Below are 18,719 nucleotides of genomic sequence, written 5' to 3'. Positions count from 1 at the left end.
TTGGCATGAATGACGGATGAACCGGACACGCCGCGATACACAGAAATAATAATCAGTTAACCTCTGCCCGCTCGATCAAAACAGCAATGCCCTGCCCGCCGCCAATACAGGCCGACGCAATGCCATAGCGCCCGCCACACTGATGCAACGCGCGGGCAAGGGTATTGGTAATGCGCACCCCCGTGGCAGCAAGAGGATGCCCAATGGCAATCGCCCCGCCATTGACATTGACCTTATCCTCGTCCAGTTCCAGTTCGCGAATGCAGGCGAGAATTTGCGCGCCAAAGGCCTCGTTAATTTCAATCCGGTCGATTTGATCCAGCGTCATGCCGGTATGGTCCAGCAGGGCCCGAATGGCCGGGACCGGGCCAATGCCCATAATTTCCGGCGGCACGCCTACCGATACACCGGCAATGATGCGCGCCTGCGGGGCAAGATTATGCGCCCTGGCATAGGCTGCACTGCCCAGCACAACTGCCGCCGCACCATCCACCACGGCAGACGAATTTCCCCCCGTTTGCACCCCGCCAAATGCGGGACGGATTTTTGCAAGAACTTCGTAAGAAGACGGTTTGACATGAGAATCCGCATCTACCTGATCAATGTTGCGCGGCAGGCGAATGTCACGATTGTTAAAACCATCAGTCGCAAATGTTTCGTTGGTAACAGGCGTAATTTCGCCCGCCAAAAAACCGTCTTCCTGGGCACGCACGGCGCGTTCAAAACTGCGCGCGGCAAAATGGTCCACCTCTTGCCGGGAAATATCGTATTGTTTCGCCAGGTTTTCCGCCGTATCGCCCATCGTGCAATTAACCGCCGGATCCAGCAGGGCCTCCCACAGGAAATCCTTGAACTCCACCTGCCCCATGCGAAACCCGCTGCGATGGGTATAGGCAGCAACAGGATTGCGGCTCATGGATTCCGTGCCCACACACAGGGCCAGGTGCCCACGCCCCAGCGAGATATGATCGGCCGCCTGCAAGATGACCTCGATCCCGGTGCCGCAAATACGCTGGACAAGATGGGCGGGACGATCCACCGGAACACCGGCATAAAGCCCAATATGGCGCGGCGTCATATAGGCATCAAACGATGCCTGGGCCATCGAGCCCGCCACGGTAAAATCAATATCCGCCGCATTCACGCCCGCCTGTTCGATGGCGGCCCGTGCGGCCTTGATGCCAAGGTCAATCGGTGAAATTTTGCCAAAGGCACCGGTATAATCAACAAAGGGCGTCCGCTTGCCGCCCAACAGCCACACATCCTCAAATTCGGTGCGCAATCCTTTCGTAATTCCGGTCATCTCAGTTTCCTTTCTGCGCGATCATCACATGTTCTGGCGCTGGCTCCCGGTACAGATCAGCAACCTTGTCGGCACGGCTGGTCAAAACGGCGCGCTGATTGATCGATCCTTTATCCGTGACTTCATGGGCATCAAGGTCCGGTGATCGATCCAGCAGGATGGCGCAGGCAACCAACTGGGCACTCCCGGTGGCCTGTGCGGCCAGTTCGTTCAGTTTTTGCTGGAAATGTGCCAGAACAGCCGGATGGGTTGCGATATCGCGTTCGGATGCGCCATCCGGCAAATCGGGGCATAATTTTCGGCAGGCGACAAAATCGGCAAACAGCAATGCGCCGATATGATTTTCATTAAGGCCGGTTAAAACCGCATCACGCACATAGGGGGCAAAGGTTTCGGCAATATTGGCCCGGATGGCAGCAACATGCACCCAAGTGCCGGTCGATAGTTTGAAATCCTCGCACACCCGCCCGTCAAACAGAAAACCACGTTCAATATGATCGGGATCGACAAATTTTAACGCATCACCAATCAGATAATAGCCCTCGTCATCAAATGATTCCCGGGTTTTATCGGGCTGTTTCCAGTATCCTGGCGTGATGCTGGGTCCGCGCAGGCGCACTTCAAGTTTTTCGCCATTGGGCACCAGCTTAACATCCAGCCCCACCGCCGGAAGGCCAACACTGGCCGCCTGATCCACCGCCCAGGTGGTGGTAAAGGCAAACGGGGCGGTTTCGGTGGAGCCATAACCCGTGACCATCACGATTTTCTCGCCGATGGTATCAAGGGCGATGCGTTCGAGATTGTCCCACACATATTGCGACAAACCCGCCCCGGCATATTGCATCAGCTTAAGCCGCCGAAAAAACGAGTCCCGCAAAGCCGGATTTTCCTGCAAATGCTGCACCAGCATTTCAAACCCCTTAGGGACGTTAAAATACATGGTTGGCGAGATTTCACATAGATTACGGACGGTTTCAAAAATGCCGTCCGGGGTTGGCTTGCCCTGATCGATGTAAAAACTGCCGCCATTATAAAGGGCGATGCCAAAATTATGATTACCGCCCGCCGTATGGTTCCATGGCAGCCAGTCCAGCATCACCGGGGGTTCGTCCTGCAAAAAAGCCAGGGTATGGCGCAACATCATCTGGTTAAAACAGATCATGCGTTGCGTGTTGATCACGGCCTTGGGCATCCCGGTGGAGCCGGATGTAAACAGGAATTTGGCAATGGTATCCTCGGTCACACGGGCATTGGCCCGGTCCACCGCATCCGTCACATCGGTGGCAAGCGCATTTGAAAACGTATCGACCGCAAATTCCGACAGGCCGTTTTCAACCACCAAAATCCGCGTTTTGGCAGGCAGCACGGCAGATAATGCCTTGGCGTATTTTGCCCCGTCTTCGACAAACACCAAACCGGGTTCCAGCAGTTCGCACACATGGCGCAGTTTGGCAAAGTCCTTTGAGATCAGGGAATAAGCCGATGAAACCGGCGCATAGGGAATGCCAACATACATGGCGGCCAGGGCCAATAAACCATGCGCAAGGCTGTTGCCCGACAGGATTAAAACCGGGCGATCCACTGAAAGGTCGAGACTTAACAGATATTGCGCTAACTGGCGGACTTCCTGGCGGGTTTGGCGATAGGTCCGCGTTTCCCAGTCACCGGATGGATCCCGGTCTGCCAAAAACACCTGATCGGGCGTCTGTTCGGCCCAGTAATCCAGTTTGTCGGTAATGGCGCGGGGATAGTCATCGGGTGTTTCACCTGAGTGCACATAAATGGTGCCATCGTCCCGCTTTGATGCCGAAACGCGAGTATCCCCCATGCGAACCGGACGCAATCCGGGTTCAGCAATCATAGGCATGATACGAATCCTCCACTGATCATTTTTTATTTGTTATAATTAATAACAATAATGATTCATTACATCAAGCGAAATATCGCGAAACGGGATTAGCATCCCTCAAATTTAACGAGCGCGCGACATTCGAGCCACCCCGAGCCACAAAAATGGCGTTGCCTAACTTGTATAACTATTATAATTTATAACAATATTGCACAGCGAAGCTTGACCCCCTTACTTCACCCACATTCCCCATTGACCCCATGTGGCGATGAAGCAAACAACAACGACAAATCAAAAAAACACACCGGGAGGAAGAAATGAACCAGAACACCAAAACCTTCATCGCCAGCGACAAATGGCAGGGCAAAGTGCTGTTTTCCGACTGGGAACCGGCAAATGGCGGCAAAATAGACGTCACAAACCCGGCCACCGGGCAGGCCATTGCCTCTGTCGGATTTGGCATAGCTGCCGATATTACACGCGCCGCCAGGGAGGCCCGCCTCGCCCAGCGCAGTTGGGCCAAAGAAGCGCCCGAAACCCGCGCAAAAATCCTCCATACAACAACCGATCTTCTGGAAGCCAACGCCGAAGAACTGATCCCGTGGATCATGAAGGAATCAGGCTCAACCCGCATCAAGGCGGGCATCGAAATTGAACATGGTGCCGCCTTTATCCGCCATGCCGCATCGCTGGCAACACAACCCATGACCATCGAACTGCCAGAGCTTGACGGCCGCCCCAATTACGCAAAGCGTATTCCGCATGGTGTTGTCGGGGTTATTTCGCCGTTCAATTTTCCCCTGGTCCTCTCTGTTCGGGCGATTGCCCCCGCCCTGGCCCTTGGCAATGCCGTTGTTCACAAACCGGACCCGCGCACACCCATTTCCGGAGGCATCATCATTGCCCGCATTTTTGAAGAAGCCGGTCTGCCAAAAGGATTACTGCACGTTATCCCCGGCGGCGCATCGGCGGGCGAAGCCCTGTGCACCAGCCCCGACATTGCGATGATCTCCTTTACCGGCTCGGCCAATGCAGGGGCACGGGTTGGCGAGCTGTGTGGAAAGCACCTTAAGAAAGTGCAACTGGAACTGGGCGGCAAAAACACCCTGATCATTCTGGACGACGCCGATGTCGCGGTGGCGGCCTCAAATGCCGCCTGGGGTGCCTTCCTGCATCAGGGGCAAATCTGTATGGCAACCGGCCTGGTGCTGGCCCATGAAAGCATCGCCGGGGAAATTACAAAAACCCTGGCGACCAAGGCGCAAAATCTTCCAGTCGGTGATCCCATGTCCGATCAGGTCGCGCTGGGGCCAATCATTTCCGATGGTCAGGTCAAAACCATTCAGGACATTGTTCATGATGCCATTAACAAGGGCGCACGCCTGCTTACCGGCGGAAAACCAACCGACAGGTTTTACCCGGCAACCGTACTGGCTGGCATCACCCCCGATATGCGCGCCTTTCACGAAGAAATCTTTGGTCCGGTTGCCTGCATCGCCTCCTTTGAGTCGGATGAACAGGCCATCGACCTTGCCAACAGATCACAATACGGGCTTGCGGCAGGTGTGATCTCTGGCTCACGCGACAGGGCGCTCAAGGTTGGCGAACAGCTAAATGTCGGCCATCTTCATATTAATGACCAGACTGTCAATGCTGGCCCATTTGCCCCCTTTGGCGGGCGTGGAAAGTCCGGCAATGGCACCCGCATCGGCGGACCAGCCGACATTGCGGAATTTACGCAGTGGCTTTGGGTATCGCTAAAGGATGAAGCAACGGCTTATCCTTTCTGACCATCTTTGCCAAAACGCCCCCCTTGTCCCGCACATATTTATGCGGGTTGAACGAAAACAGATCATAAAATATCCGGGAGAAAACACATGGAAATTTGTGCCGCAGTCGCACGCGAAAAAGGCGGTGACTTTTCGCTTGAAACACTTGAAATCGAAGCACCCCGGGCAGGCGAGATTTTGGTAAAGGTGGTTGCAACCGGCGTATGCCATACCGACCTTGCAGTCCGGGATGGGCATTTGCCAACCCCTTTGCCCGTCGTCCTGGGTCATGAGGGGGCCGGCATTGTCACACAGGTCGGTGCTGGTGTTACCAAGGTGGCACCGGGCGACCATGTGGTGATGACATTTAACTTCTGTGGTCACTGCCCAAGCTGCGAAGATAACGCGCCATCCTATTGTTATGAATTCTTTCCACGCAATTTCTTTGCCACCCGGCCCGATGGCTCCACGGCCCTGTCAAATCAGGATGGCAGCATTCATGCAAATTTCTTCGGTCAATCCTCGTTTGCGACCTATGCCATCTGCCACGAGCTCAATATCGTAAAAGTCAAGCCGGAGGCGCCGTTGAACCTTCTGGGCCCGCTTGCCTGCGGCGTACAAACCGGCGCGGGTGCGGTACTTAATGCCCTAAAGGTTGGCGCGGGAAAATCCTTTGCCGTTTTTGGCACCGGCTCGGTCGGGCTTTCGGCTGTGATGGCGGCAAAGGTGGCCGATGCGAAAACCATTATCGCCATTGATACAAATGACAAACGGCTTGAGCTTGCCAGGGAACTGGGGGCGACCCACACCATCAACCCGGGAAAAACCGGCACGATTGATGCGATCATGGCAACGCTGGAACACGGTGTTAATTTCGCCCTGGATACCACCGGCATCCCGGCGGTGATCCGCACCGCTGTTGAAAGCCTTGCCCCGCGCGGCACCTGCGGCATTTTGGGCGCATCGGGGCCGGATGTGGAAATTGTGTTGAATGAAACGCACCTGATGAGTGCAGGACGCAAACTTGTTGGCATTGTCGAGGGGGATTCCAGCCCCGATACCTTCATCCCGTTTTTGATTGATCTTTACCTTCAGGGACGCTTCCCGTTTGACAAACTGGTGACTTTCTATCCATTTGCCAAAATCAACCAGGCGGTCGAGGATTCCGCAACCGGCACATCGGTCAAACCCGTCGTCCTGATGGATCACGCTGAACAGTCCTGATCAAGGGTCGAGAGGCTGCACACATCATCCCTGAAAAGGAAAATTCTGAAGAGAGATAATCTTTCTACAGTTGACCCCCGGGCGATGATGTGTAAATATAATTGTTATAAATAATAACTAATTTCAGGTAAGGAAATGCACCTTGATCAGTTATCGGCCATCATAACAGGCGGTGGCAGTGGCCTTGGCGCTGCAACGGCGCGCAAATTTGCCAAAGCCGGTGCACGGGTTGCCGTCCTGGACCGTAATGAAGACGCCGCAAACCAAATTGCCGCCGACATTGGCGGGATCGCCGTCACAGTTGATATTGCCGACCCGGCCTCGGTTGCTGCGGCATTCAATACTGTGACCAACAAACTTGGCATTCCACGCATCCTTGTCAATTGTGCGGGGATCGGCACCGCAAGCCGCATATTGCCGCGCAGTGGCGACTTGCCGATTGATGATTTTATCAAAACGCTCAACATCAATCTGACCGGCAGCTTTATTACCTTGAGCCACGCCGCCAAATTAATGGCCGAAGCTGCCCCCCTGAATGACGATGGTGAACGTGGCGTTATCATCAATACATCATCGGTGGGCTATGAGGACGGCCAAATCGGCCAGTGTGCCTATGCAGCATCGAAAGGTGGCATTGCCGCGATGACGCTGCCCGCCGCGCGCGAACTGGCACGGATTGGCGTTCGGGTTATGACCATCGCACCGGGCCTGTTTGCCACCGCCATGACCGACACCCTGCCCGATGAAGCCCGCGAGGCCATTGCGGCCAATATTCCGTTCCCCAAACGGTTGGGTCATGCCAGCGAATATGCCGAACTGGCCTGCCACATCGTTGAAAACACCATGCTGAATGGCACCGTCATTCGTCTTGACGGGGCCGTGCGCCTTCAGGCGCGATAAATTACCTGAATAATGACAGCTTTACGTAAGGAAAAAGAACATGACAAATGGCGCGAATGACGTATTGGACGTGACAATCGATGGCACGGTTGCGCGTTTGACCATCACGCGGCCAGACAAGCGTAATGCCGTCAGTGACACGCTTATGGATGCGCTGGGTGCCTTTTTTGCCAACCCGCCCAAGGACGTGCGGATCGTGATCCTGAGCGGTGAAGGCGACCATTTTTCGGCGGGGCTGGACCTGTCGGAACATGTGGCGCGCGACGCCGCCGAAACCATGCGCCATTCGCGCAACTGGCACCGCATCATGGATTTAATCCAGTTTGGTGGCCTGCCCGTCATTTCGGTTCTGAGAGGCGCTGTGATTGGCGGCGGGCTGGAACTGGCGGCAGCAACGCATATCCGCATTGCCGACCCAAGCACCTTTTATCAACTGCCTGAAGGACGGCGCGGCATTTTTGTTGGCGGCGGCGCATCGGTGCGAATTGGCAAAATCCTGGGGGCGGACCGCATGATCGAAATGATGCTGACCGGGCGCAAATACACTGCCGAAGATGGCCTGCGGCTCGGCCTGTCGCATTATGTTTGCGACAGTGCGACTGAGGCCGAAGCAAAGGCAAACGAACTGGCCGCCAAAGTTGCCGACAATGCCCAGCTTTCAAATTACATTATGATCCAGGCCCTCGCCCGGATCGAGGATATGGCAAAGGCGGATGGCCTGTTTACCGAAAGCCTGTGCGCCGCCCTGACCCAAACCAGTGACGATGCAAGGGAAGGATTAAACGCCTTTTTGGAAAAACGGGCGCCAAACTTTAAATAACCGGCTAAATAAACAATCCGGTTATTCAAAATAATAGAGCCGCGATAGAGCGGCCACCTGTAAAACAACATAAAAAAGCGGGCAAAAGCCGCGCCAAGCGGCTGCCCTGATATTCAGGAAGGAACATGGCATCCGGGCATAACCGGAGCCTTCATCGTGAGGAGATGTTCAATGTCGGGATTTTCGATTAACCGCCGCCAAATGCTGGGCCTTATGGGCGGGGCGCTGGCGGCACCTGCCATCATCGGCAAGGCCCGTGCCGCAGAAGTAACGCTACGGCTGCACCATTTTCTGCCGCCCGTCGCCCCGATGCACAAGGCCTTTTTTGAACCCTGGACGCGGGAAATCCGCAAACAATCTGACGGGCGGATCGACATCCAGATCTTTCCGGCCATGCAATTGGGGGGCAAGCCATCACAAATTGCCGACCAGGTTGCCAGTAATGTTGTCGATATTGGCTGGACGCTAACGGGATATACGCCAGGGCGCTATCCGGTTGCCGAAACCGCCAGCCTGCCTTTCATGATTACCAATGCCCAGGCCACATCGGTTGCCATGCACAAATTCATGGATGAATTTGGTCAGGATGAATATCGCGGCATGAAACCCCTGGCCTTCCATGTTCATGCCAGCGGCAAATTTCATATGCGCGATAAAGCCATTGAAAAACAGGCCGACCTGGAAGGACTGCAAATTCGCGCCCCCAATCAGAGCTTTGGCCGTGCCCTTTCCATTCTGGGCGCTGAACCGGTCTTCTTCCCGGTTACGGAAATGGCGGTTGGCCTTGCCAATGGGGTGATTGACGGCACCTGCCTGCCCTATGAGGTTGTTCCGGCCTTCAAGCTGCACGAACTGACATCGGTACATTGCAGCACCCCGGCAAATGCCCGCGGCCTTTATACCAACTCCTTTGCCCTTGTAATGGCGGGTGACGCCTATGATGGATTACCCGACGACCTTAAGGCCGTCATTGATGCAAATTCGGGCCTTGATCTGTCCCGCCGCATCGGCAAGCAGTTTGACACATTCGAAGATGTCGGCCGTAAAATGTGTGCCGAGCACGGCAACAAATTTGTTGAAATTCCCAAGGCGGAAGTAGACCGCTGGCAGGCCTCCAGCCAGCCGGTGATTGATGACTGGATTGAAACGCTGAATGATGCCGGCCATGACGGCAAGGCCATGATTGACCGCATAAACCAGCTTATCGATGCCGAGACAGCCTGAAATGGCCGAAAACAGCACAAAACAGCAACAATCTGAACCGACGCGCGGCCTTGCCAAAATGATAGATTGGGCCTGCCTGACCAGTGCGGGCATGGCCGGTGCCATCATTCTTGGCGTGGCCGCCACCGTCACCCTGTCGGTCCTGATGCGTCATGTCGGTATTGGCGGCATTCGCGGTGATTTTGAACTGGTCGAAATCGGCTGTGGCATTGCCGCCTTTTTGTTCCTGCCGCTCTGCCAGCGCAAGGGCAACCATGTGATGGTGGATATTTTTACCACCGCCCTGCCCCAGCGCACCCGCAATATGCTGGACCAGATATGGGAAATTGCCTTTGGTATGGTGTGGGTCCTTATTGCGTGGCGTCTTATCGATGGCCTGATCGATATGCTGGCCTATCGCGACCACTCTATGCTGCTGCGCATACCGACCTGGATCATCTATGCGTTTGCCATTTTCGGGTTGGGACTTTCGGGGCTGGTTGCCCTGGTCAATACACTTGAAAAACTCCCGCTCTTTGCCTCATCCCCTGCCAAAACGGAATCCCTTAAATGAGTCCGGTTGAAATCAGCATCATCATGGTCGTCGTTTTGATGGCCCTGATCTTTTTGCGCATGCCCATTGCGCTGGCAATGGCGGTGGTTGGCGCGGGTGGATATATGGCTCTGTCAGGCTGGCTGCCGCTGATGGCCTATTTGAAAACCGCCATCGTCGATAAATATGTATCCTATGATCTTGCCGTCATTCCGCTGTTTATTCTGATGGGGCAAATTGCCACCCGCACCGGTATCAGCCGGGCGATTTTTACCGCGTCCAATGCCTGGCTGGGCCATTGGCGCGGCGGGCTGGCAATGGCATCGGTGGCGGGATGTGCCGCTTTTGGCTCCATTTGCGGGTCATCGATTGCCACGGCCACAACAATGGGCCGCGTTGCCTTGCCGGAAATGCGGCGTCATGGTTATTCCGGCGCGCTCAGTTCCGGCACACTGGCCGCTGGCGGCACCCTTGGCATTCTGATCCCGCCTTCAGTTGTCCTGATCATTTATGCCCTGCTGACAGAACAAAACATCGTCAAACTGTTTTTGGCGGCCACCATTCCCGGTATTCTGGCGGTGTTGGGGTTTGTTCTGGCCATTGGCGTTTATGTGCGCCTGTTTCCCGATGAAGGCCCGGCACATAAAGGACTGCCGTTGCGTGAACGCATCCGGTCCCTGGGCGGGATATGGCATGTGGCCCTGGTTTTTATTGCCGTCCTGGGCGGGATTTATGGCGGCGTTTTCACCCCTGCCGAGGGGGCATCGGTCGGCGTGATCCTGATTGCCTTAACCGGCATTTTAATGCGAACCCTGTCCCTGCGCGGGTTGTTTGAGTGCGTGATTGAAACGGCTGGCGCGACAGCGATGATCTTTGCCATCATTTTTGGCGCTGACCTGTTTAATGTGGCCCTGGCCTTAACCCGCGTGCCAACGATGGCGGCAGACTGGGTGGCAACTGCGGGTATCGCACCCATGACGGTTTTATTGATTGTCATTGCCTTTTACATCGTCATGGGCTGTATCATGGACAGCCTGTCGATGATTTTGCTGACGGTGCCGGTGTTTTTCCCCGCCTTTATGGCAATGGATTTTGGCATGGACCCAACGCACCAGGCCATCTGGTTTGGGATCATTTCTCTGATTGTTGTCGAATTGGGGATGATCACGCCCCCTGTCGGTTTGAACCTTTTTATGATATCGGCAATGGCACCCGATATTCCAACCCGCAAAATTTTTCGCGGTGCGGTCCCGTTCCTGATCGTTGAATGCCTGCGCGTTGCGATCATCGTGGCCTTTCCCGCACTGACTTTCTGGCTTGTCGATATCGTGACAGGATAGCGCGCCAAAAAAGGAGACGCCCTTGCAAACAAGGAAAAAGAAAAACACAAATCCTGATATGGACAATGCCGATTTTGTGCCCGACAGCCAGTTGCGCGGCTTTATCGGCTACAATCTCAAACGCGCCTATATGTCGCTGCACAGCGATTTTGTCGCCAGCCTGACACATCTGGACTTAAAACCCACCACCTTTAGTGCGCTTGCGGTAATCAATACAAACCCGGATATCAGCCAGACCGACCTGGCACGCTCGCTGGCAATGGAACGGTCGAACATTGTTGTGATGATTGACGAGCTTGAATCACGCGAACTGATTGTGCGCAACAAGGTCCCCACTGACCGGCGGGTCTATGCCCTGCGCCTGACGGACAAGGGCACAGCCCTGTTTAACGATGCCAGCCGGGCGGTTCAGCATCACGAGGACAAACTGCTGGAAGATTTCAGTTCTGATGAAAAAGAACAACTGGTGCAGATGCTGATCCGCATTCAAAAAGTGAAATAACCCGGAAACAGGCCAAAACAGATGCTGAAGCTGACGCGCGAAATTCGCATTGAATGGGGCCATTGTGACCCCGCCCGGATCGTCTATAACCCAAATTACTATCACTGGATGGAAGGCGGCCTGCTGGAGCTGTTTTTCGCAGCCGGGCATGATATGGCCCCCATCATGAAAAAGGATGAAGCGTTTCGCGGCACCCCGCTGGTACGCGGCGATGCGGTGTTCAAGGCCCCAGCCCGTCTGGGCGATTTGATTGTTCATTACATTACGGTGTCTCGCTGGGGCCGCACATCCTTTGACGTCGCCCATCACTTTACCCTGGGCGATACAACGTTGCTTGAAGCGACCCAAACGCGCGTCTGGGCGCGCGCCCACCCCGAAAATCCGAACGGCATTATCCCTGTCGAAATTCCGGAGAATGTCAAAGCCGCGCTCTCAAGCGACATCTCGATCCATCAGTCCCTGCACCAGGAAACAGTTCATAACCCGGTTTAAGACCTGCTGGACCACAGTGGCAGACCGTCTAGCTGCTAAACAATCAACTTGCCGTCCGGTCCGAAAAACGGATGTGGCCCGTCGTAACGCCCAATATAAGACAGATGTGTCGTCAGACTTTTGGCATTTGCATCCCAAACATGCAGATGCAGGCCTGGGGGTTCCATCACAAAGGCCGATGGCCCGTCGGCGCGCAAATCCAGCGCCACCTGATGGGCAACCGACGGGCCGACCATCACCGGCACCCCGGACCAGATTGTGTGTATCGGCCGATGAATATGACCACAAAAAACCGCCCGGATCGTGTCGCGATGTTCTACAACAATGCGTGCCAATTCATCCGCGCCAGCACCCAGATTTTGCTTATCCATATGCACAATGCCAGTACGAAACGGCGGATGGTGCATGAAAATGGCGCAGTCCCTGCCTGTGCCATCCGAAAGTAGGGTTTCCAGCCACTCAAGCTGGGCAGGTGGCAAAATGCCACCTGGTTTGCCTTCATCCAGGGTATCAAGCGCGATCAGGCGCAGGGGAAAATCATCCACCACATAATTGACAAAACCGGCCCCATCGGCCACGGGCGTGGGATGGGGAAATGCCGCCCGCAGCGGCCCGCGACGATCGTGGTTACCCGGCACCATGAAATAGGGGATTGTCAGCTTTGCCAGGATTTCGGCGACCAGCGCATATTCCTCATCCGTGCCAAGGTCGCCAATATCGCCTGTAAACAAAACCACATCCGGGCGCGGAAGCATCGTCATTACATGATCAATCGCCTTTTCAAGCGCGCCTGCAGTATCCACCTTGCGATATGCCAGCCTGCGGCCCGCCGCAATGTGAAGGTCGGTGAGTTGTGCAATCAGCATTTTTGTTATGTCTTTCCTGATTAAATCGCGCCAGAATCTGCATTATGTGCCGGGAATATCGTGAGCCGTTCGACATTGAACCGGCAATGCACATCCGATCCCACCCTGGTCAGATCATCGGCATGGGTATCAATCATCATCGCCTGCGGGCCGATGCCCGAAACGGTCAAACGCTGTTTATCGCCCAAATAGGCAACGGCTTCGATGCGACCGGTAAAATGGGCGTCCTCTCGATCACAGACCGACAGGCCATCAGCCCGAAAGAACAGTTCCACCGGGCCGGTTTGATTGATCATATCATTATGCGTGTTCCAGCCCTCTACGGCCTCAAACACCCGGCTTCCAATATGCAGGCGCCCATCGCGCATATCGCCCGCCAGCCGGTTGGCCGCCCCCACAAAATCGGCGACAAACGGGGTTTTGGGGCTGCGGTAAATTTCACGCGGGGTGCCGATCTGGGCGATTTCGCCCTTTTGCATCACCACAATGCGGTCGCCAAGTGCCAGGGCCTCTTCCTGATCATGGGTGACATAAACCGCCGTAATACCCAGCTTGCGCAACAGCGCATTAATCTCGGTCCGCAGACGCACCCGCAATTTCGCATCCAGCGCGGTGAGGGGTTCATCAAGCAATAACACACGCGGTTGCACAGCAATGGCGCGCGCCAGGGCCACACGCTGGCGCTGCCCGCCCGAAAGCTGGTCAATCCGCCGGTCGGCCAGCATATCAATGTGCATCATTTCCAGCATCGCCGCGACGCGCGTTTGCCGTTCCGCTGCCGAAACGCCATTAACCTTCAGCCCATAGGCGACATTTTCCGCCACCGACATATTGGGAAACAGGGCATAGGACTGAAACACCATGCCCACCCGGCGCTTTTCAATCGACTGACGGGTCACATCATCGCCATCAAAGGTGATCATGCCGCCCGCATCGGGAAATTCCAGCCCGGCAATCATGCGCAAAATTGTGGTTTTGCCACACCCGGACGGCCCCAGCAGCACTATGGTTTCGCCGCCTTCAATCGTCAAATCAAAGGGGGCCAGGGCGCGCGTACCATCGGCAAAGGTTTTGGCACAATGGCGCAATTTGATTTGCGTACTCATAACCTATCCTCCGCCGTATCAACGCGCTTGCGCGGGCGTTTGCCCCGTTGGGCAAGGGCCTGCATCGCAATTAGCAACGGCATAATCAAAACAAAGAAAATCAGGGTATAGGCACTGCCCACCTCAAGACGCATTGAGGCATAGGCATCGGCAAGGCCAACCGGCAGGGTTTTGGTCAGCGGGGTATGGAGCATCCAGGTCAGGTTGAATTCGCCAATCGATAATGTCACCACCATCAAGGCCCCGGCCAGAATGCCCGGCTTGGCATTGGGGATGATCACGGTGAAAAACCGCCGCCAAAAACCGGCCCCCAGGCTTGCCGCCCCTTCCTCAAGCATTTTGATGTCCATTGCCGCCATCACCGCCGCCACCGAACGCACCATAAAGGGCAGCGTAAACAGGACATGCCCGGTCAGGATAAACAGCCAGCTTGAGCGATAGCCACTAACCCCGCCATAAGTGATCAACAGGGCCAGAGCCAAAGCCAGGCCCGGTATGGCGACCGGCAGGGTCAATAATTCCTCGAAAATGCGGGTCAAACGGCCGGGCCTGCGCACCAGTACATAGGCCAGCGGCACCCCGGCGAGCAATGTCACCACCAGGCAGGCCAGCGCAATCATCACGGATAATAAAATGCTGTGCGCATAAAGGTCCCAAACCTGAAAGATCCAGCGTAATGTCAAACCCGATGACAGGCCCTTGAAAACATTCACCGTCACACCGGCCAATGCCGACATGACGACGGGCACCACAATAAAAAGGCACAGCACAATGGTGAGCAAAAGCTGGGTATAAAACTTGGCGTCGCGCTGCATGGTCATGCCCCTCCGCCAGTGCCAGAGGAGGCCGTGTTTCCGGCAAAGCAGCGAACAGCGGTTAACACCGCCCAGGTCAAAAGACCCAGTGCAATGCTGAGTGCGGCAGCCACGGCCACATTGGCGTTACGGGTAAATTCGGTATAAATCACCATCGGCAACACATCGATGTCGGTGGCCAGGGTAAAGGCGGTGCCAAAGGCCCCCATCGCGGTGGCAAAACAGATCGCGCCCGACGAAATCAGCCCCGGCATTAACCCTGGCAAAATCACATCCTTGATCACGCGCCATGTTGGCGCGCCCAGCGAGCGGGCGGCTTCTTCAAGTTGCGGGTCCAGTTTTTCGGCCGATGCCATCACCGCCAAAATCACCCGCGGGATCGAAAAATAAAGATAACCAATAAATAAACCGGCAATGTTGTAGGCAAAAACCAGTTTGTCGCCAAACAAGGCGTCGGTCACACTGCCGATCACCCCTTGCCGCCCGGCCAGCATGATCACCATAAAGCCGACAACTGTGCCCGGAAATGACAGAGGCAGGGTTAAAAGGGCAATCATCACATTGCGCCCGGCAAAATGATTACGCACCAAAAACAGCCCGCAAATCCCGCACAAAACCAGGGCCGTGATCGTTACCCCCGCCGACATCACAAGGGTTTGCACCAAACTGGCAAAATAGCGCCCATTGGTCAGAATAATAAAATAGGTTGCCAAACCATCTGGGCCGTCCGCCACCCGCATGGCAACCAGCGCCATCGGGATCAGGAAAAATGCCGCGACAATGATCAGCCCGGGTGTCAGCAATAACGCCAGAATGGCGGGGCTTCCCACACCGGGGCGCACCTGCCCGACCATAAAGGATGGCAAAGAAGGGCGCGAACGCCCCCCTTTTATTGTATGAAGCGACGACACTTAACGCACCTCGGACAGGTAACGTTCGCTAAAGCCAGCCTGGACTTCGGCCATTTTGGCATAATCCACCGGCTGGGAACGGGCATAATCAGATGCGGGCAGGAACTTGGCCGATGCCTCGGGCGACATGGCCGAGGCAATCACCGGACGCAAAAAGGCATTTGCCCAATGGGCCTGCCCGGCATCGGACAGCACATAATCCAGAACCTTTTTGCCATTTTCCGGGTGCGGACCATTTTTAACCAGGCTCATGACATAGGGAACGGCAACTGTACCTTCGGTCGGAATGACAAAGGCAACATCGGCCGCATCTTTGTATTTTGCCCGATAAGCATTGAAATCATAGTCAATCAGGATCGGAATTTCGCCCGACAAAACACGGGCATAAGCCGTTTGTTTGGGGACAATCGGGTCGTTTTCCTTGAGCTTCTTGAAAAATTCGATACCCGGTGTGAAATTATCCAGCCTGCCACCCATCGCCCGGTTGATCGCCACCGCACCGGCATAACCAACAAACGCGCTGGACGGATCCAGATAGCCCACCATGCCCTTATATTCCGGCTTTAACAAATCCGCCCAGCTTTGCGGCACCGGCGCACCGCCCAGGGCAGCGGTATTGACAAACAGGCCAATGGTGCCGGAATGAATGGCAAACCATGCGCCGTCCCTGTCTTTCAAACCATCGGGAATTTTATCGAAATTGGCGGGTTTGTAATTGGCAACCACGCCTTTCTCCTTGGCCTTGATGCCAAAGGACACACCGTAATAGGCAACATCTGCGACCGGGTTATCCTTTTCCGCCAGAAGCTGCGACAGCGTTTGGCCGGAATTTTTATTGTCCTGGGGCACATCGATTTTAAGGTCACGGGCAATATTCTTAAGCTGCCCACCCCAATCGGCCCATTCCGGCGGGCAGTTATAACAAATGGCAACTTCGTCGGCGAAGGCGGGCTGTGTGCCAGCGGCCACAGCCGCCAATGCCAAACCCATAACAAGTTGTTTGAAACGCACCTTTGATCTTCCTATATTCGGGTTGATGATCGGCGTTGGAAAGGTCCTATGGACTCCCCGTCGCTTAGATGATGGGGCAGCAGCAAACTTTGCGGGTTTGACTGCCCCGTAATCAGGCCGCGCAGGAATGCAAGCGCCTGCCGGCCCATCTCCTGGGTGGGTTGAACTGCCGAACACAGCTTTGGCGTGATCAGCCCACCCACCGAAATTCCATCAATACCGCCTACCGACACATCACCGGGTACGGAAAAACCATGTGCGCGACAGGCATTTATTGCCGCAATCGCCAGCATATCGGTCGAACATACAAGCCCGGTCACGGCAGCGGGACCACATAATAAATCTCGCAGGGGTTCGATCAGGTTCGTCTCGCCAAACCCCACCTGCACCAGATGCGGCGAATCAGTCTTGATGCCCGCATCGGCAAGGGCGCGGCGAAATCCGTCATATCGTTGCCGCGAGCGGTCAGAACTTTCAAACCGGCCTGCGACCATCGCCAGCGACCGGTGCCCGCATTCAATCATGGCCCGGGCAATGTCATAGGCGGATTGCGCGTTATCAACGCTAATCGCGGCAATATCGGCCCGGCTGGGCTGGTTAAACAACAAAACAAACGGAATTTTTTCCGCCAGCAGCAAATCCACCACGGGGTTGTTATCCGCATTGGCCAATGTCAGGATCAGTCCATCGACACGGTTGTTCAAAAGGGCTGAAACTGCCCCCATTTCACGATCCGGATCATAATTCGAGGATGTCAGAAGAACAGTCAGCCCTTCGGCATGGGCTGCCTGTTCAATGCCCTGAACGGATGTTGCAAAAACCGGGTTGGCAAGGGTTGGCACCAAAACGCCCACTGTGCGGGTGTGGCGCATTTTTAACCGGCGGCCATTGATGTTGGGCCGGTAATTCAGATAACGCATGGCGGCGTTAACGATTTCGACGGTGGGCGCAGGGACATCGTCGGGCGAATTGATCACCCGCGAAACCGTCGCAATCGACAAACCTGACTTTCGCGCAACATCACGCATGGTGGGCTTGGGGGACATTCGAAAACTCCTGTAACGCCCCCAACCATACGGAAGTTACAAGTCAGTCTGATAACGCATTTATTGCGTTTTTATGAAGGTTTGAAACGTTTACATTGGCAGAAAAGCAAGGGATTTCACAAAGGACGATCACCGCGATTGATCAGATCCCGGGTCTGCCTTGCCGTGGGTATTTGTTTTTCCCCGCCACTATGGTTTAGCAGGCAAACCCGCATCAGTGCTTTTTTAAGCAGCAGACCTGTTACCCGGCAGCCCCATGCAAAAACAAATCCCAAGCCCGTTGGAAATAGTCGCTCCGCGCAGCCGCGTCATCATAGTTCCGTCCGCCCAGCATGGCGTGGTTTGACGGGCCAAAAACGATAGAGTGAATCAAATGGTCCGCAATTGTTATCGGGTCACCATGCCGTAAAAACCCTTCCTGCTGCGCATCATCCACAAGTTCAACAAGGCGGCCCATAATCGGGTCCGTGCCCGTTTGATCGGGATCGGCAGCCCCAAATACGACTGCCTCACTCATGGCGATACGTTTGAAAGCAACCATCTCGGGACGCAGGTTAACCGATAAAAACCACCAGGCCACCAGGCGCAACCGTTCAAGAGCATCACCACTTCCGGTTATTGCCGTGATTTCCTGTTCAAGATTGTCCAGAACGCCGGCACGCAATTGACCAACCACCGCCGCAAATAAATCCGACTTTGAGGGAAACCGGCGATAAATCGTATCTTTTCCGGCGTTGCAGGCCGAGGCAACCTGCTCCATCGATGTTGCAGCATATCCCTGGGCGGCAAATAATTGCCCTGCCGTCTCGATAATCCGGTTGGATGTTTCGACAGAATCTTCTTTTGGCGGGCGTCCCATACGCCGTTTGGGCGCGACAGTTTTTGTCATGATCCCTCTCTTTATCGTCCACAGCACCCGGTTGCGTGTCGGTGAATTATGCCTGTTCTGAACAAACAGCGCCTTGGAACAAACCTGCGATGTTCCTAGCAAATGGGACAAGCAGCGTCC

18 protein-coding genes are annotated in these 18,719 nt (G+C 55.1%); 9 read left to right on the top strand and 9 right to left on the bottom strand.

All coding sequences use genetic code 11. The features are described from left to right. Positions 1–52: 52 nt before the first annotated feature. Both LF95_RS21845 and LF95_RS21840 read right to left on the bottom strand, forming a co-directional pair. Positions 53–1,303 carry a thiolase family protein gene (locus LF95_RS21845; protein WP_073957325.1) on the bottom strand — a complete coding sequence of 417 codons (1,251 nt, stop codon included), beginning with the start codon at positions 1,301–1,303 and terminating at the stop codon, positions 53–55. 1 nt (position 1,304) lies between these two features. Beyond that, positions 1,305–3,170, bottom strand: coding sequence for a feruloyl-CoA synthase (locus LF95_RS21840; protein WP_252509858.1), 1,866 nt, complete (start codon positions 3,168–3,170; stop codon positions 1,305–1,307). Positions 3,171–3,469: 299 nt separating this feature from the next. Here LF95_RS21840 and LF95_RS21835 point away from each other — a divergent pair, with 299 nt between their 5' ends. The 9 genes from LF95_RS21835 (at position 3,470) to LF95_RS21795 (ending at position 11,955) form a co-directional block, all read left to right on the top strand. Further along, a complete protein-coding gene (locus LF95_RS21835) occupies positions 3,470–4,942 on the top strand; it encodes a benzaldehyde dehydrogenase (protein ID WP_073957323.1) in 1,473 nt (490 codons plus the stop codon). Positions 4,943–5,029: 87 nt separating this feature from the next. Beyond that, positions 5,030–6,145, top strand: a complete 1,116-nt coding sequence (locus tag LF95_RS21830; protein WP_073957322.1) for an NAD(P)-dependent alcohol dehydrogenase — start codon at positions 5,030–5,032, stop codon at positions 6,143–6,145. 135 nt (positions 6,146–6,280) lie between these two features. After that, a complete protein-coding gene (locus LF95_RS21825; RefSeq protein WP_073957321.1) occupies positions 6,281–7,045 on the top strand; it encodes an SDR family NAD(P)-dependent oxidoreductase in 765 nt (254 codons plus the stop codon). A gap of 40 nt (positions 7,046–7,085) precedes the next feature. Next, positions 7,086–7,865: a crotonase/enoyl-CoA hydratase family protein gene (locus LF95_RS21820; protein ID WP_073957320.1), complete on the top strand. Its 780-nt coding sequence runs from the start codon at positions 7,086–7,088 to the stop codon at positions 7,863–7,865. Positions 7,866–8,036: 171 nt separating this feature from the next. Beyond that, on the top strand, positions 8,037–9,089 hold the full coding sequence (locus tag LF95_RS21815; protein ID WP_073957319.1) for a TRAP transporter substrate-binding protein: 1,053 nt from the start codon (positions 8,037–8,039) through the stop codon (positions 9,087–9,089). A 1-nt stretch (position 9,090) separates the two neighbouring features. After that, positions 9,091–9,642: a TRAP transporter small permease gene (locus LF95_RS21810; protein WP_073957318.1), complete on the top strand. Its 552-nt coding sequence runs from the start codon at positions 9,091–9,093 to the stop codon at positions 9,640–9,642. Next, entirely contained in the window at positions 9,639–10,961 is a 1,323-nt protein-coding gene (locus LF95_RS21805) for a TRAP transporter large permease (protein ID WP_073957317.1), read from the top strand. The genes LF95_RS21810 and LF95_RS21805 overlap by 4 nt, the downstream gene beginning before the upstream one ends. 22 nt (positions 10,962–10,983) lie before the next feature. Next, positions 10,984–11,463: a MarR family winged helix-turn-helix transcriptional regulator gene (locus LF95_RS21800; RefSeq protein WP_143182144.1), complete on the top strand. Its 480-nt coding sequence runs from the start codon at positions 10,984–10,986 to the stop codon at positions 11,461–11,463. Between the two features lie 21 nt (positions 11,464–11,484). Next, the gene (locus tag LF95_RS21795; protein WP_073957315.1) at positions 11,485–11,955 is read left to right on the top strand and encodes an acyl-CoA thioesterase; all 471 of its coding nucleotides are present in this window, start codon (positions 11,485–11,487) and stop codon (positions 11,953–11,955) included. A 35-nt stretch (positions 11,956–11,990) separates the two neighbouring features. On the opposite strand, the gene LF95_RS21790 is transcribed toward LF95_RS21795, so the two are convergent. The 7 genes from LF95_RS21790 to LF95_RS21760 form a co-directional block, all read right to left on the bottom strand. Continuing rightward, the gene (locus LF95_RS21790) at positions 11,991–12,821 is read right to left on the bottom strand and encodes a phosphodiesterase (protein WP_073957314.1); all 831 of its coding nucleotides are present in this window, start codon (positions 12,819–12,821) and stop codon (positions 11,991–11,993) included. Positions 12,822–12,841: 20 nt separating this feature from the next. Beyond that, complete coding sequence (locus tag LF95_RS21785) at positions 12,842–13,927, bottom strand: ABC transporter ATP-binding protein (protein WP_073957313.1); 1,086 nt, start codon at positions 13,925–13,927, stop codon at positions 12,842–12,844. Further along, a complete protein-coding gene (locus LF95_RS21780; protein WP_371440840.1) occupies positions 13,924–14,748 on the bottom strand; it encodes an ABC transporter permease in 825 nt (274 codons plus the stop codon). The genes LF95_RS21785 and LF95_RS21780 overlap by 4 nt, the downstream gene beginning before the upstream one ends. After that, entirely contained in the window at positions 14,745–15,653 is a 909-nt protein-coding gene (locus LF95_RS21775; RefSeq protein ID WP_252509857.1) for an ABC transporter permease, read from the bottom strand. The genes LF95_RS21780 and LF95_RS21775 overlap by 4 nt, the downstream gene beginning before the upstream one ends. Further along, a complete protein-coding gene (locus LF95_RS21770; protein WP_215905734.1) occupies positions 15,654–16,664 on the bottom strand; it encodes an ABC transporter substrate-binding protein in 1,011 nt (336 codons plus the stop codon). An 11-nt stretch (positions 16,665–16,675) separates the two neighbouring features. Then, positions 16,676–17,710: a LacI family DNA-binding transcriptional regulator gene (locus LF95_RS21765; RefSeq protein ID WP_073957311.1), complete on the bottom strand. Its 1,035-nt coding sequence runs from the start codon at positions 17,708–17,710 to the stop codon at positions 16,676–16,678. Positions 17,711–17,951: 241 nt separating this feature from the next. Next, the gene (locus LF95_RS21760) at positions 17,952–18,599 is read right to left on the bottom strand and encodes a TetR/AcrR family transcriptional regulator (RefSeq protein ID WP_073957310.1); all 648 of its coding nucleotides are present in this window, start codon (positions 18,597–18,599) and stop codon (positions 17,952–17,954) included. Between the last annotated feature and the right edge of the window lie 120 nt (positions 18,600–18,719).

It is taken from the genome of Thalassospira sp. TSL5-1, assembly GCF_001907695.1.
In the GTDB taxonomy this organism is placed as follows: Bacteria; Pseudomonadota; Alphaproteobacteria; order Rhodospirillales; family Thalassospiraceae; genus Thalassospira.
The sequence above is the reverse complement of the archived record's forward strand: the minus strand, read 5'-3'. Positions and strand labels throughout refer to the sequence as shown.

Excerpts from the sequence above, each read along its gene's own strand:
- LF95_RS21845 (WP_073957325.1), bottom strand. The coding sequence starts at position 1,303 with ATGACCGGAATTACGAAAGGATTGCGCACCGAATTTGAGGATGTGTGG.
- LF95_RS21840 (WP_252509858.1), bottom strand. The coding sequence starts at position 3,170 with ATGCCTATGATTGCTGAACCCGGATTGCGTCCGGTTCGCATGGGGGAT.
- LF95_RS21835 (WP_073957323.1), top strand. The coding sequence starts at position 3,470 with ATGAACCAGAACACCAAAACCTTCATCGCCAGCGACAAATGGCAGGGC.
- LF95_RS21830 (WP_073957322.1), top strand. The coding sequence starts at position 5,030 with ATGGAAATTTGTGCCGCAGTCGCACGCGAAAAAGGCGGTGACTTTTCG.
- LF95_RS21825 (WP_073957321.1), top strand. The coding sequence starts at position 6,281 with ATGCACCTTGATCAGTTATCGGCCATCATAACAGGCGGTGGCAGTGGC.
- LF95_RS21820 (WP_073957320.1), top strand. The coding sequence starts at position 7,086 with ATGACAAATGGCGCGAATGACGTATTGGACGTGACAATCGATGGCACG.
- LF95_RS21815 (WP_073957319.1), top strand. The coding sequence starts at position 8,037 with ATGTCGGGATTTTCGATTAACCGCCGCCAAATGCTGGGCCTTATGGGC.
- LF95_RS21810 (WP_073957318.1), top strand. The coding sequence starts at position 9,091 with ATGGCCGAAAACAGCACAAAACAGCAACAATCTGAACCGACGCGCGGC.
- LF95_RS21805 (WP_073957317.1), top strand. The coding sequence starts at position 9,639 with ATGAGTCCGGTTGAAATCAGCATCATCATGGTCGTCGTTTTGATGGCC.
- LF95_RS21795 (WP_073957315.1), top strand. The coding sequence starts at position 11,485 with ATGCTGAAGCTGACGCGCGAAATTCGCATTGAATGGGGCCATTGTGAC.
- LF95_RS21790 (WP_073957314.1), bottom strand. The coding sequence starts at position 12,821 with ATGCTGATTGCACAACTCACCGACCTTCACATTGCGGCGGGCCGCAGG.
- LF95_RS21785 (WP_073957313.1), bottom strand. The coding sequence starts at position 13,927 with ATGAGTACGCAAATCAAATTGCGCCATTGTGCCAAAACCTTTGCCGAT.
- LF95_RS21780 (WP_371440840.1), bottom strand. The coding sequence starts at position 14,748 with ATGACCATGCAGCGCGACGCCAAGTTTTATACCCAGCTTTTGCTCACC.
- LF95_RS21765 (WP_073957311.1), bottom strand. The coding sequence starts at position 17,710 with ATGTCCCCCAAGCCCACCATGCGTGATGTTGCGCGAAAGTCAGGTTTG.
- LF95_RS21760 (WP_073957310.1), bottom strand. The coding sequence starts at position 18,599 with ATGACAAAAACTGTCGCGCCCAAACGGCGTATGGGACGCCCGCCAAAA.